The sequence below is a fragment of the Maribacter sp. genome, assembly GCF_016744255.1.
In the GTDB taxonomy this organism is placed as follows: Bacteria; Bacteroidota; Bacteroidia; order Flavobacteriales; family Flavobacteriaceae; genus Maribacter_B.
Genome location: NZ_JADGES010000006.1, coordinates 23706 through 37697, shown reverse-complemented (window position 1 = coordinate 37697; position 13992 = coordinate 23706). Strand labels below are relative to the sequence as shown.

The 13992-nt window shown below is 32.5% G+C and carries 14 protein-coding genes; 9 read left to right on the top strand and 5 right to left on the bottom strand.

Annotation, left to right across the window (positions count from 1 at the left end):
• The first annotated feature begins 40 nt into the window (after nt 1–40).
• Nucleotides 41–3073 carry a hypothetical protein gene (locus QZZ51_RS02350; RefSeq protein ID WP_291865334.1) on the top strand — a complete coding sequence of 1011 codons (3033 nt, stop codon included), beginning with the start codon at nt 41–43 and terminating at the stop codon, nt 3071–3073.
• Nucleotides 3074–3204: 131 nt separating this feature from the next.
• A complete protein-coding gene (locus tag QZZ51_RS02345) occupies nt 3205–3615 on the top strand; it encodes a glyoxalase (protein ID WP_291865332.1) in 411 nt (136 codons plus the stop codon).
• Here the strand turns inward: QZZ51_RS02345 and QZZ51_RS02340 are convergent.
• Nucleotides 3604–4284, bottom strand: coding sequence for a DUF2461 domain-containing protein (locus QZZ51_RS02340; protein ID WP_291865329.1), 681 nt, complete (start codon nt 4282–4284; stop codon nt 3604–3606). The two genes, QZZ51_RS02345 and QZZ51_RS02340, sit on opposite strands and share 12 nt — an antisense overlap.
• A 95-nt stretch (nt 4285–4379) precedes the next feature.
• Here QZZ51_RS02340 and epsC point away from each other — a divergent pair, with 95 nt between their 5' ends.
• Together epsC and cysM are read left to right on the top strand one after the other, a co-directional pair.
• Nucleotides 4380–5171: a serine O-acetyltransferase EpsC gene (gene epsC / locus QZZ51_RS02335; protein ID WP_291865327.1), complete on the top strand. Its 792-nt coding sequence runs from the start codon at nt 4380–4382 to the stop codon at nt 5169–5171.
• On the top strand, nt 5164–6051 hold the full coding sequence (cysM, locus tag QZZ51_RS02330; protein WP_291865325.1) for a cysteine synthase CysM: 888 nt from the start codon (nt 5164–5166) through the stop codon (nt 6049–6051). The genes epsC and cysM overlap by 8 nt, the downstream gene beginning before the upstream one ends.
• Before the next feature lies 1 nt (nt 6052).
• Here the strand turns inward: cysM and QZZ51_RS02325 are convergent, their stop codons facing one another.
• Entirely contained in the window at nt 6053–6850 is a 798-nt protein-coding gene (locus tag QZZ51_RS02325; protein ID WP_291865324.1) for an alpha/beta fold hydrolase, read from the bottom strand.
• 8 nt (nt 6851–6858) lie between these two features.
• Entirely contained in the window at nt 6859–7644 is a 786-nt protein-coding gene (locus QZZ51_RS02320; protein WP_291865321.1) for a tRNA pseudouridine(38-40) synthase TruA, read from the bottom strand.
• Between the two features lie 129 nt (nt 7645–7773).
• Here QZZ51_RS02320 and QZZ51_RS02315 point away from each other — a divergent pair, with 129 nt between their 5' ends.
• Nucleotides 7774–8199, top strand: coding sequence for a hypothetical protein (locus tag QZZ51_RS02315; protein ID WP_291865318.1), 426 nt, complete (start codon nt 7774–7776; stop codon nt 8197–8199).
• A 173-nt stretch (nt 8200–8372) separates the two neighbouring features.
• A complete protein-coding gene (locus tag QZZ51_RS02310; protein ID WP_291865315.1) occupies nt 8373–8855 on the top strand; it encodes a hypothetical protein in 483 nt (160 codons plus the stop codon).
• Nucleotides 8856–9001: 146 nt separating this feature from the next.
• Here QZZ51_RS02310 and QZZ51_RS02305 read toward each other — a convergent pair whose 3' ends face one another.
• Together QZZ51_RS02305 and QZZ51_RS02300 are read right to left on the bottom strand one after the other, a co-directional pair.
• A complete protein-coding gene (locus tag QZZ51_RS02305; protein ID WP_291865312.1) occupies nt 9002–10471 on the bottom strand; it encodes a magnesium chelatase in 1470 nt (489 codons plus the stop codon).
• Nucleotides 10468–11613 (bottom strand): VWA domain-containing protein, encoded by a 1146-nt coding sequence (locus tag QZZ51_RS02300; protein ID WP_291865311.1) that lies wholly within the window; start codon nt 11611–11613, stop codon nt 10468–10470. Before QZZ51_RS02300 ends, QZZ51_RS02305 begins: the two co-directional genes overlap by 4 nt.
• A 222-nt stretch (nt 11614–11835) precedes the next feature.
• Here QZZ51_RS02300 and QZZ51_RS02295 point away from each other — a divergent pair, with 222 nt between their 5' ends.
• The 3 genes from QZZ51_RS02295 to QZZ51_RS02285 are packed head-to-tail and all read left to right on the top strand — an operon-like array spanning nt 11836 to nt 13986.
• Nucleotides 11836–12375 carry an RNA polymerase sigma factor gene (locus QZZ51_RS02295; RefSeq protein WP_291865309.1) on the top strand — a complete coding sequence of 180 codons (540 nt, stop codon included), beginning with the start codon at nt 11836–11838 and terminating at the stop codon, nt 12373–12375.
• The gene (locus QZZ51_RS02290) at nt 12372–12914 is read left to right on the top strand and encodes a hypothetical protein (protein ID WP_291865308.1); all 543 of its coding nucleotides are present in this window, start codon (nt 12372–12374) and stop codon (nt 12912–12914) included. The genes QZZ51_RS02295 and QZZ51_RS02290 overlap by 4 nt, the downstream gene beginning before the upstream one ends.
• Nucleotides 12898–13986: a hypothetical protein gene (locus tag QZZ51_RS02285; RefSeq protein ID WP_291865305.1), complete on the top strand. Its 1089-nt coding sequence runs from the start codon at nt 12898–12900 to the stop codon at nt 13984–13986. The genes QZZ51_RS02290 and QZZ51_RS02285 overlap by 17 nt, the downstream gene beginning before the upstream one ends.
• Nucleotides 13987–13992: the final 6 nt, after the last annotated feature.

The following is a 13992-nucleotide window of genomic DNA, read 5'->3' as shown; positions in this document are numbered from 1 at the left end:
ACCCTTTTTTAAAGGGTCTTTTTAATTAATCTAACTAAAAATGAAAAGACTAATTATATCTGCAACTTTGGTTGCAATGGCATTTTCTTTTTCAGGTAATGCCCAAAACAGTAAAAAAAATAACGGAAAAGAAATTTTTGGAGACCTTACTGCAAGACATATAGGGCCTGCTCTAATGAGTGGTCGTATAAACGATTTAGAAATACACCCTACCAACAGTAGAATCATCTATGCTGGCGCAGCTGGCGGTGGAGTATGGAAATCTAATGATGCAGGAACTTCATTCAATCCAATTTTTGATGACTATTGCCAATCTATTGGGGCAATTACTCTAGATCCAAATGATCCAGATAATACAATTTATGTAGGAACGGGAGAGACTTGGCCTAGAAATAGTGTGTCTATTGGAGATGGATTATACAAATCTGTCGATGGTGGCTCTAATTGGAAAAAAATTGGATTAGAAAAATCCGAGCGCATAGCAAACGTAATTGTAAACCCAGAAAATTCCAAAGAAATTTATGTTGCAGCTTTAGGCGCACTTTGGGGAGATAGTGAAGAACGCGGTGTTTATAAATCTATGGATGGTGGAACAACATGGAATAGATTACTATATGTAGATGCAAAAACAGGATGTGCCGATTTAGTCATGGATCCTACTAATCCAAATATTCTCTATGCTTCTATGTGGGAATTTAGAAGATCTGGTTGGGGTTTTGAGTCTGGAGGTAGTAATAGTGCATTGTATAAATCCATCGATGGAGGCGCAAGTTGGAATAAAATTCACAAAGGATTCCCTGCTGGTAAATTAGGTCGTTTAGGGGTTGCTATAGCTCCTTCTAACCCTAATGTTCTTTATACTGTAATTGAAGCGGAGAAAGACGAGCGTAAAGGTTTATACCGAAGTAATGATTCTGGTGGTAGCTGGGAACAGTTAAACAATGATTTTGGAATTACAGTACGACCATTTTATTTTTCAAGAATTGTAGTAGATCCTAAAGATGAAAATGTAATAGTTAAAGGCGGACTAAGTGGTTCTATTTCTAGAGATGGAGGAAAAACGTTTAAATCTTTGGGAAGAATGCACAGTGATATTCATGATATTGCTTTTAGTATAAAAGATTCCGATATTATGTATGTTGGTACAGATGGTGGTGTATATCGCTCTTGGGATGGCGGAACAAATATGGAGATTGTAGAAAATTTACCATTATCTCAATTTTATCATATTAGTGTTGATAATGCTACTCCTTATAATGTTTATGGAGGTTTACAAGATAATGGTTCTTGGTATGGCCCTTCTTCTTCTCCTGGTGGTGTAGAGGCAAGAGACTGGAATTCTGTAGGTTATGGAGACGGTTTTAGAGTGTTAAAACACCCAACTAAGAATATTATTTATTCCGAAATGCAAGGTGCAGAAAATGTATGGAGGTTTGATGTGGACAGAAACCTATCCAAAACTATTCAACCTTTAGTTATCGATGAGGATACAAAATTACGTTTTAATTGGAATGCTCCTATGACTACTAGTTCTCACCAGCCAGATAGGTTTTATATGGGAAGTCAGTTTCTTCACAAATCTGAAGATATGGGAGATACATGGAAAATAATCTCTCCAGATTTAACCACTAATGACCCAACGAAACAAGCACAAGAGAATTCCGGAGGGTTATCTAAAGATAATTCTGGGGCAGAAAACCATACTACTATTTTCACTATTGCAGAATCTACCTTAGACCAAAATATACTTTGGGTAGGGACCGATGATGGAAATGTGCAAGTAAGTAAAGATGGCGGTAAATCATGGAATAATACCATTGCTAATATTTCAGGGCTTCCAAAAAATACATGGTGTTCTCATATCGAGGCTAGTGTTTTTAACAAAGGAACTGCCTATGCTGTTTTTGATGGTCATACTATGAATGACATGAATGCGTATGCCTATAAAACAACAGACTTTGGTGAAACATGGACTAATATTATTACGGAAGATGTTAATGGCTTTGTGAGAAATATTCAAGAAGACTACGAAAACCCAAACCTTCTTTTCTTAGGAACAGAGTTTGGATTATATATAACCATGGATGGTGGTAGCAATTGGAAAAAATTCACAAACAATATGCCATCCGTAGCGGTTCACTATATAGAACTACAAAAGGCTACCAATGACTTGGTAATGGGTACACACGGTAGAGGTGTTATTATAATCGATGATATTTCTCCTTTACGAGAGTTGAACGAGGAAATTATGAGTAAAAAACTTCATTTCTTTAAAAATAAACCAACTGTAATCAATGAAGAAACTAGTTTCTCTGGCAATTTTGGTAATGAAACGCAGTTCGTAGGAAGCAATAAAACTAAAAATGCACAAATTAAATATTATTTAAAAAGCAGACACACTTTTGGTAAAATGAGCCTAGAAATTCAAGATATGCAGGGCAATAAAATTGTAGAATTAGGCCCAGGAAAATCTAAAGGAATAAATATTGTTAATTGGGGGTATTCTAGAAAACAACCCAAAGTGGCCAAAGGAAAAACATTTACGTTTGGTGGTTTCACCTCTCCTACTGTTCCTGCCGGTACTTATAAAGCTATTATTAAGAAAGGAAAAGAAACCTTTGAGCATACGTTTGATTTGGTTTATGATTCTAAATCTACATTAACAGAAGCTGATCGTAAATTAAAAAATGAAACAACCATGCAACTGTATAATATGACAGAAGAATTGGCATATGTAGTTTATGAGCTAGATGCGATGTTAGATAAAGCTACCATAGAAAAAAATAAGAAAATGGTATCCAAACTAAATGCTCTTAAAGAGACATTAGTAATTACCACGGGAGATAATTATGTGGGTTCTGCAGAACCACAATTAAGAGAAAAAATGACCGATTTATTTAGTAAGTTGGCGAATAATTATGACAAACCAACTTCATCTGAGCGGACTAATTTAGAAGTTATTTCTACTAGATTTAATACAGCTAAGGAGAGTTTTAATAAGTTGAAAAAGAAGTTTAAAAATATAGAGACACTCCATTTAATGAGTTTTGAAGACTTTTTGGAAAGTAAATAATTAGTTTTAGGATTAGTAAAGGAGCCTTCATTATGTGAAGGCTCTTTTTGTTTAAAACCTGTTTAAAAGTATTTAATTATGTTTAAAAAAATAGCGCCCTATATTTCTACCTTTAGTAAAATACTTTCGTTATGAATCATAGGTCCCAGTATCTTTTAAAATTCCGCCCAGAAATTTTACCTAAAATTGTAAATGATTCCATGAGTCCTAGTGAAAAGTTTCAAAACCAAACACTTAGACCGGTATTGAAATTTCAAAATTTAATACTAATAGATGCTTTTCGTAATTATATTACAAAACATAAAAATAAATTTTACAAGCTTTCTTTAGAAAAGCGAATAGAATACATAGAAAATACTATTCAAAGAGATGTTAAATTTAGAAGTTTTTTAAAAGGAATGGTTGTAGGCCTTTTTACAGAAGAAGAATACCAAACCTATACTCAAAATTCTTCAGCACTTAACAAACGTATAATGAGCTTAGTAATAAAAAGACTTCAAGATCAAATACAACTTTTTGAACCAGAAGTATTAATCCACTAAGGATTCTCCATTTAAATTAGTAGTAAGTATGCTACTCATTAAATCAAAAAATGGTCTAATGGACTGGTATGCAATATCTATATCAGAGCTGAAATTTTTAGATAAAACCTGCTTGTCTGTAAATTTTTTTACAAAAATGAATTGCTTGCGCTTAATTAAATCAATATTTGGGTCTGTTTTATCAAAACCTTTAGGAGAAGTTTTAACAGAGTCTCCTACTATATCACCCCAAATTTCTTTAAAGTTGTTATCCTCTATAACTTCTCTAATCTCAGTTGAATCTAATTCAAATTCTTTTCTAATCCTTAGTAAATCGGCAGGTTCTGGAGCCCAAAAACCAGTAGCAACAAAACTATCTCCAGGTTTTATTTGTAAATAATACCCTCCTCTTAGTTTAGCTCCTACTCTTGCAAAAGAAATAGAAAAATGAGCTTTATAAGGTGTTTTATCCTTAGAAAAACGTACATCTCTATAAATACGAAATAGTTTCATTTTTTCTATCTCGTCATGTTTATTAAGATTATCCATGATTTGTGTAGCAAATCCTTTTACAACAGTTTGGTGTTCCTTAAATTCTGGTTTATTCTCAGTAAACCATTCTCTATTATTATTCTGTTCTAATTTTTTTAGAAAATCAAGTGTAGATTTTGTAATCATGGAATGTAACATTCGACTTAGGTGTTGTAATTTTGCTAAAGTTAACCATTTGAAATATAATCCTTTTTAATTATTGGTTAATTTTGAAACTTATAAATTCATGTAATATGAAACTGGAATCCGTTATCCATAAAATTATCCAACATAAAAAGCACCCTAATTTAAGGTATCGCTTAAAAGAAAAAGTAGAAGAATTTACCAATAGATTGTTCTATACACTTTTTGATATCGACACACCAGTAACCGAAAACCTTAAAACGTTAGAGGAAGATTTTGATGCTTTAGTGAATTTAGCTTGTTGGGAAGTAAATAAACCTTGCAAAAAAGTTTGGGAGAATTATGTAGAAAAATTACCTCAAATTTTAGAGAAGCTGAATATTGATGCAGAAGCTACTGTAGAATGTGATCCAGCATCTCTTTCTATTGAAGAAGTGTATATGGCGTATCCAGGTTTTTATGCCATTGCTATATACAGACTTGCCCATGAGTTGTACAAAGATGGTTTTCCTCTTGTACCTAGATTAATGACGGAATATGCACATAGACAAACTGGTGTAGATATTAACCCAGGAGCAACTATAGGAGGTGCTTTTCATATTGATCATGGGACAGGAATTGTTATAGGAGAAACGGCAATAATTAAAAACCATGTAAAAATATACCAAGGAGTTACCTTAGGTGGTTTGTATGTTGCCAAAAATCTTCAAAAAACGAAAAGACATCCTACTATAGAAAATAATGTAACTATTTATGCTAATGCTACAATCCTTGGTGGGAATACAATTATAGGAGAAAATAGTATTATTGGCGGAAATGCTTGGATTACAGCATCTGTGCCAGCTAATTCAACAGTTTATCATACACCAGAAATAAAAATAAAAACACTTCCGAATGTCTAAAACAATATTAGATTTAATAGGCAATACCCCATTGGTAGAAGCGAGAGTATTAAACCAAAATCCGAATGTAAAATTATATTTTAAAATGGAGGGTCATAATCCAGGAGGAAGTGTAAAAGACCGTGCCGCACTAAATATGATAAAGAACGGATTAGAGTCTGGGTCTATAAAAAAAGAGAATAAACTTATAGAAGCAACTAGTGGTAATACAGGTATAGCTCTTGCAATGATTGCTGGTATTTATGGCTTAGATATAGAATTGGTAATGCCCGAAAATTCTACAAAAGAAAGAGTGCAAACCATGAGAGCTTATGGAGCTAAAGTTACTTTGACTAGTGCTGATGTTGGTATTGAAGGAGCTAGGGATTATGCAGATAGCAAGGTTGCTAATGATGGGTATGTAATGCTCAATCAATTTGCTAATGAAGACAATTGGAAAGCGCATTATAAAACCACTGGCCCTGAAATCTGGAGAGATACGGACCAAAAAGTGACACACTTTGTTTCTGCAATGGGAACTACAGGTACTATTATGGGAACTTCTACCTACTTAAAAGAAGTAAACCCTGAAATACAAATAGTTGGGGTGCAACCTATGGACGGTGCCAAAATTCCAGGAATAAGAAAATGGCCTAAAGAATATTTACCCAAAATATTTGATGCTTCTAAGGTAGATACCGTTATGGAAGTAAATGCCGAACAAGCAACCCAAACAGCAATTAAACTTGCTAAGGAAGAAGGCATATTCTCAGGGATGAGCAGTGGCGGTGCAGCTTATGCCGCCCTAAAGTTGGCCTCTACTCTAGAAAGTGGTGTTATAGTTTCTATTATTTGCGATCGCGGTGATAGGTATTTGTCTTCTAATTTGTTCGATAATTAAGCTAATTTAAAGCCTCTGCTAATCCTATTTTAAAGGTGTTGAAATCTTGAAGGTAATTATGCCCTGCGTTTTTTATAGCGTAGAACTTTTTGTTATTCCCTGGTATTTCGTCAAATAGTTGCTTTCCGGAAGTAAAAGGTATGACTCTATCTTCTGTACCATGAAAGACAAATACCGGACAATTTATGTTTTGAACAAACTCATTGGAAGGAAACTTAAAATTAGATAACCAATCTATTGGTAGAAATGGAAACCTATGTTGACCCAACGATACAGCGCTATAAAAAGGAGATTCTAATATTAATTTAGAAGGCTTTTTATTCGCAGCCAAAAAAGAGGCTACACCAGTACCAAAGGATCTACCGTATAAAACTATTTTATCTTCGGAATACTTAGATAGTGTATAGTCGTAGGCCAATTTAGCATCTTCATAAATAGCATTTTCACTTAAAGCACCACTACTCTTTCCAAATTTTCGATAATCAATTAAGATTGCATCATACCCTTTTTCTGTTATTCTATTTGCTACATGTCCTAAGTGCGAAATATTTCCTGAATTTCCATGGAAATAGAGAACTACACCTTTGTCAGATTCATTTTTAATATGCACTGCGTTAAGTTTACTACCATCTTCTGTGTCTATCCAAAATTCCTCAAAAGGTTGGCAAAAATCATAGGTATGGTTCATGGGCATTTTAGAAGGCATAAAAACCAATTTCTCTTGGTTATAGTACGCTAAGGCAGCAATAGCAATGTATAAAACACCAATAATAAGAATAATTTTTTTTAATCTCTTCATGTAAATAATTAATTAAATTCTAAGCTATTTAGTATTAATCCAGAACCTGGAGCAACATGTTTTAATAGTGTATAATCTTCTTTTGTTAGGCTGCTTTTAAGCTGTTCTATGCTAAATTCTCCAAGCCCTATTTGTAATAGTGCACCCATCATCATTCTAATTTGGTACCGAATAAAACCTTTTCCTTTTACATGAAAAGCATAAGATGTATTAGGAAGAAAACTAGCTGTAATTATTTCATTTTCCTTAATAAAGGAAGAAACAATTTCTCGCTCTACTATCGTATTTTCTTGTAGTCTGGCAGTGTAACTAGAAAAATCATGGGTGCCGGTGAAATAGGTAGCTGCTTCTTTCATTAAACCTATATCCAAATTCTCTTGAATATTAGTTAAAAAAGGCGCACAAAAGGGATGGTTTTTTTCTCCAAAAGAAAATAAATAAACGTATTCCTTAAGCTTACTATTTTGTATAATATTAAAATCTTTCGTAGTTTCTTCTATAGTAAGAATACGGATATCTGAAGGTAAATTTTTATTGAAGAGTATTTTAAAATCTACCAAATTACCAATAGGTTCCTCATTAACAAAAAGTTCAAAAGCAGCATCTAAGGCAGATACCTTGGCATCTGTTCTGCCTGCTCCTAAAATTTTAAAAGACACATCTGGTAGAATATACTTTAAGGTTTTAGTTACCATGCTTTCAATGGTCTTTTGTCCTGGTTGTTTTTGCCAGCCACTGAAACGAAAACCTAAGTACTGTATTTTTATTAAATAATAAAATCTCTTCTTTTGCATTACCCCTTATTTCAACACTAAAAATAAATGATTTTTTAAGGACTACCTATTCCGGATATAACTAAGCAAAATAAATTTAATATTTTTTTGCAATTTGATAAGAACTTTAAGCAACCAAAAATACATATTATGACTAAAAACAACCTAAAACCACCGGTTTGGTTCTGGATTGTTAGTGCTATAGCTTTAGTATGGAATATAGCAGGTGCAGGAGCATATTTGCAGCATGCCTATATGACTATGCAAGATTTAGAGGCTTTACCACAAGTAGAAAAGTTTCTTTACGAACCCCAGCCTTCTTGGGTTACAGCTGCTTTTGCAATAGCTGTGTGGGGAGGAACTTTAGGGTGTATAGCGCTTTTATTAAGGAAAAAATGGGCGAAACCTGTATTACTCATATCTTTATTAGGAGTTTTAGCTCAAATGGCGCATTCCTTTTTTATATCTAATTCTTTTGAAGTATATGGCTCAGGAGCTGTGATAATGCCTATAATGGTTCTGATCATTTCTATAGCCTTAGTATTTTTTGCAAGAAAATCTACAGATAAAAATTAGATTTACTAGGAATCTAAATATCGTTGAATGGTACTAATTACAATTTTTCACCACAGATTTTAGACCATACTCAACATTGAATGCTGTTCATCGAATTTTTTAAAATAAACAAAATAAGGTGCCGTTTTAATTTTGAAATATGAGTTTCCCAAAAGACTCACAACCTACTTTATATGTATTTAATTTCTAAAATTATTCCATGGAAACGGACTCTGTACGCTACTTTAACAATCTTAGTTGCACTAATTGTATTAAGCTTTTATGGTTTATATACTAATATGTTTTATTTTTTTAAAATAGACAATTACATATTCCCTATCCTTTCTTTGGTACATTTTATTTTTTTATATGTTCTATGGTTTAAAATAAAAGAAAGTGAAATAAGTGATCCTCAGATGCGAAATTTAGAATATAGTTTATATGTGGTCTCCTTTATTTACATATTTAAATTAATAGATACTCTATATGTTCTCTCTACGTATAAAGAATTTGAAAGTCACCAATTACCGGCTACATTTTTTCCTGTTGGAGGTTTAATTATTGCTTTTTATATCCTATTATTAGGGTTAACATTATTATCCTTCTATTACAGAAAAAAATATGTTGGAGCATATAATATAGATATCCTTAATGAGCAAATAGATACTTGGGAATAACTTTAAGTAGTTCTAAAAATAATGTTTTTATGTAAAAGAGCCATACTGTTAAAGTATGGCTCTTTTGTTCCTTCCAGTGGGTTTATTACCTCGAAGTTTACTTCAAAATATATACAATTAGTTCCTTTTAATGCCTTGAGCTTACTTTATAATCCGCTAATATAGCTCCCGTATAAGTCTTTAAATTGATAACCTTCCGAAAATCGGTGCTTACTTAATTTTTTATGAGCTACTAACCCCCAAAGTAAAACCTCTTTTAAAAAATTTGTATCCTCAGTTGGAATATCTGGTTGATATTCTTTTATTAATTGAGCTAAGGGCGGCACATCATTTAAAGCTCTATGGTATTCTTTGTCTGTATAATCATCTTCTAATTCAAACCCTTCTCCATTATAAAACCATTGAATTAGCTCATCATACGGAGTTTCTTCTCCTTTACGTTCTAGTTTTTCTATTTTTGGAAAATAAGAGTTAAATATAGTTTTTACGGCATCATCTATTAATAGGGCAGCAACCCCGTCTGCACCTTCTTGCTCTCCTTCATAAACCAATTCAATTTTTCCAGTTATGGCAGGTATAACACCAATAAAATCACTTAATCTTACCGTGGTACTATCGGCACCACTTAGTAGCGTTCTTCTTTCTGCAGTACTGAGTAAGTTTTCAAAAGCAGTAATACTCGTTCTTGCACTTACACCACTTTTTGCATCTACGTATTCACTTTTTCTGGCTTCAAAACTAATTTGCTCCAAAATGTCTTTGGCTAAACTAGGCACATAAACCGCATTGGTTTGTCTAGAGTCTAAATTAGATTCTTGTTCTGTAATCTTACGAGCTGTTTGTATATCTTCTGGGTAATGGGTTAATATTTGGGATCCAATTCTATCTTTTAAAGGTGTAACAATACTTCCTCTATTGGTGTAATCTTCCGGATTTGCAGTAAATACAAATTGTAAATCTAAGGGCAAGCGTAATTTAAATCCTCGAATTTGAATATCTCCTTCTTGAAGAATATTAAATAAAGAAACTTGTATTCTTGCCTGTAAATCTGGTAATTCATTGATAACAAAAATACAGCGATTAGCGCGTGGAATCATTCCAAAGTGTAATACACGGTCATCCGCATAAGACAATTTTAAATTCGCTGCTTTTATAGGGTCTACATCTCCTATTAAATCGGCCACAGTAACATCTGGAGTTGCTAGCTTTTCATAAAAACGATCATCTCTATGTAACCAAGTAATCGGGGTTTGTTCTTTTTTTTCTTTAATTAATTCTATGGCATAACGAGATATAGGCTTTAAGGGGTCGTCATTAATTTCAGAGCCTTTAACCACCGGTATCCATTCGTCTAACAGACGAACCATAAGTCTTGCTAATCTTGTTTTTGCTTGTCCACGTAGTCCTAATAAATTAATATTATGCCTAGAGAGAATGGCTCTTTCTAATTCTGGAATTACCGTATTCTCGTAACCCCAAACTCCTTCAAAAGTAGTTTCTCCTTTTTTAATCTTATCTATTAAATTATCTCTAAGCTCATCTTTAATACTTTTAACCTTGTAGCCCGTATTTTTTAAATCGCCTAGGGTATTTATATTTTTAATTTTGTCTATCATTTTAATCTTTTTCTTCTATTAGCTTCGTAATCTTCGAAAATCATTTCGCCCAATCCTTTTAATCCTGTAAAGAAGGCTTTACCTTTATTGGCTTCTGTAAATTGTTTTATAAATTGCATTAAATACGGGTCTTGTGCAATCATAAAGGTAGTTATGGGAATATGTAATTTTCTAGCTTGCCTAGCCATATTATAGCATTTTTCCACAATATGTTCGTCTAAACCAACACTGTTTTTATAATAGGAACCATCGGATAATTTTAAGCAACTAGGCTTACCATCCGTAATCATAAAAATCTGCTTATTGGTATTTCTTTTTCTTCGGAGCATGTCCATGGCTAACTGTAACCCTGCAACTGTATTGGTATGGTAAGGACCAACTTTTAAATAGGGTAAATCTTTAATAGGTATGGGCCATGCGTCGTTACCAAAAACAAGAATATCTAATGTGTCTTTAGGGTATCTAGTGGTAATTAACTCTGCCAATGCCATAGCCACTTTTTTAGCGGGAGTTATACGGTCTTCACCATATAAAATCATGCTATGGCTTATGTCTATCATTAGTACGGTACTCATTTGAGCTTTATGCTCTGTATCTTCTACTACTAAATCTTCTTCATTTAAAATGAAATCTCCAATGCCATTATTTATCTGGGCATTCTTTATACTTTCCGTCATAGAAATATGTTCTAATCCGTCACCATAGGTATAGTTCCTTAAGTTTCCGGTATGCTCATCTCCTCTGCCAGGTTTACCTGTTTTATGATTACCGTTGCCACTTCGTTTGAGTTTACCGAAAATTTGCTCTAAAGCACGCTGACGAATAATTCTTTCCATTTTGGCAGTGATACTTAACTTCTTCTCTTCATTAGGGCCGTCCTTACCTCCTACTTCACCAGTATTTATATCTTCCTTTAAATATCCTTTATTCTTTAAATCGGCAATAAAATCGGCAATAGTATAATCTTCTGTTGTTAGTTCATATTCTTTATCTAATTCTCTAAGCCAATCTAAAGCTTCGTCCACATCACCAGAAGTATGTGTAATTAATTCCTGAAAAATATCAAACAACTTTTCAAAAGGTGTTTGGTCGGGAGCTTCATAATTAGAGAAGCGAAATCCTTTTCTTGTTTGTAAAGTCATTTTATAAAAATAATACAATAACCATAGCTAAAATAGATTTTATGAAAACTTAACTTTTCTTTTAAAGTATAGGTTTAGGTCTATTGTTAGACGTTTAAAAGTATTTAAACTTAAAAAAATAAATATTTTTTGATTGAGATGCAACCTTTTAAATTTGTTGTTGTCTTTAGAGATAGAAGACCAATACAAAAAGAACATAAATTAAGTACGTAACTATTATAATTGGAAGGTAATATCCAAAATATACATAACGACCTTGTTAAAAAAAGCAAGACTGGCGACCGGAGCTCACAATACCAATTGTATGAGCTCTATGTAGATGCTATGTATAATATTAGTTTCCGAATGGTAGGTATAAAAGAAGATGCCGAAGATGTAGTACAAGATAGCTTTATTGAAGCATTTAAAAAACTAGACACTTTTAAATACCAGAGTACATTTGGTTCTTGGTTAAAACGAATTGTTATTAATAAGAGTATTAATCATTTAAAAGTAAAACGAATATCCTTAACGCCTATTGAGAATCACGAATATCACTTGCAAGAAGAGGTAATAGTACCTAAGGAGGATATTGACTTATTTAAGGCGAAAAAAGGGATAGAAACATTACCAAATGGCTACAAACAGATAATTAGTCTTTACTTAATTGAAGGATATGATCATAATGAAATTGGAGAAATATTAGAGATAAGCACTTCTACTTCTAAATCCCAGTATCATAGAGCAAAAAAGAAATTAATTGAAATTATTAAGCAATTATGATGGATAATTTTGAAAAGAAAATCAGAGATAATAAAGAGTTTTTTGACGATAAAAAAGCGGACAGAAAAAAAATGTGGGATGCCATTTCTATGGAATTAGAAACAGAGCCAACGAAAGTAATTCCTTTTTGGAAATTCCCAATTTTTAAAGTTGCTGCTAGTATTCTTTTGATTGTAGGACTCTTTACTATAACAGGTCCTTTGGTATTAAATAATGCTGGTATAGAGACTAGTTATGCCAATAAAGAAATTTTAGACATTGAATCTCATTACGAAGGTTTGGTTGCCTACCAAGTAAAATTAGTACAGAATCATCCGGTATTAACGAAAGATGACAAAGTAGAGTTTTTATCTTTTATGCAAGAATTAGATGATGAATATTACTTATTAAAACTAGAAATGAGAAAGAACTTGGATAATGAGCTTATTCTAGAAGCTCTTATCGGTAATTATAAGAAGAGAATAGAACTTATAGAGAATTTATTGAAACAAATAAATTCTTCTAAAAAAATAAATGATGATTATGGTTATACACTATAAAAAACTGCTGCTATTCCTTATAGCAATCACATGGAACCTTAGTCTTATAGGACAGAATAAAGTATCTAAAACTATAGAAAAAACATTTTCTATGACGAATTCGGGAAAACTTTATTTAGAGAACAATTATGGAGAAATTTCTGTTCATGGATGGAACAAAGAGAGCTTAGTGATAAAAATGGAGATAGAAGTTATCCATAAAAAAAAGGAAAATGCACAAAACCTCTTGGAGCGTATTGGTACCAATATTAATGAGAATAAAGATTATATCATTTTTAAAACAGCAATAGCGGAGAAAAACACTGGTTTTATTACTAAATATTGGAGTAAAGTAAATTCTTTTGATTACGACAGGAGCAATCTTAAAATTAATTATACCGTATATCTTCCCAAAAATGCAGAGCTAGATATTACGAATAGATTTGGAGATGTTATTGTTGAAGATTGGGCAGGTAAATTTAAAACCGATATACAACATGGTGATTTATGGCTTAATGGAAATTTGAACTTTGCAGATATTACCATGAAATATGGAAAGATTAAGGCCGAAACTATTACCTACGGGAATATCCGTTTAAAAAACGGAAAGTTTATTGTGGAAAATGCAGAAGAGTTAAGAGTCAACAGCTCTGGTTCTACCCTAAATATGGAGACTATTAAAGCTTTGGAGCTATATTCTAGTAAAGATGAAATTAAGATAGATGTTGTACATAAGATAAAGGGAGACATTAAGTTTACTGATATTGATATTAACACGTTAAATAATGAAGCTAATCTAGTGCTTAAAATATCTGATTTAACGATTAAAGAAATAAGCACAAAAAAACCAAATATAAAATTAACGCAAGAATCTTCTGAAATAAATATTAACGTAGAAAACACCTCTTTAAAGTTCAATGCTACTTTAGAAGAGGGACTATTACGTTTACCTAAATCTTTTGATAATGTTTCTTCAGACATATTAGATAAAGGAAATAGAATTAGAAAAATTAATGCAACCTACGGTAAAGAAAAGCTAGGTAGGGTAACTATCCAAGGAAAAAAAGGACTAATCCTTATAAAGGAGAATTAAATGTAA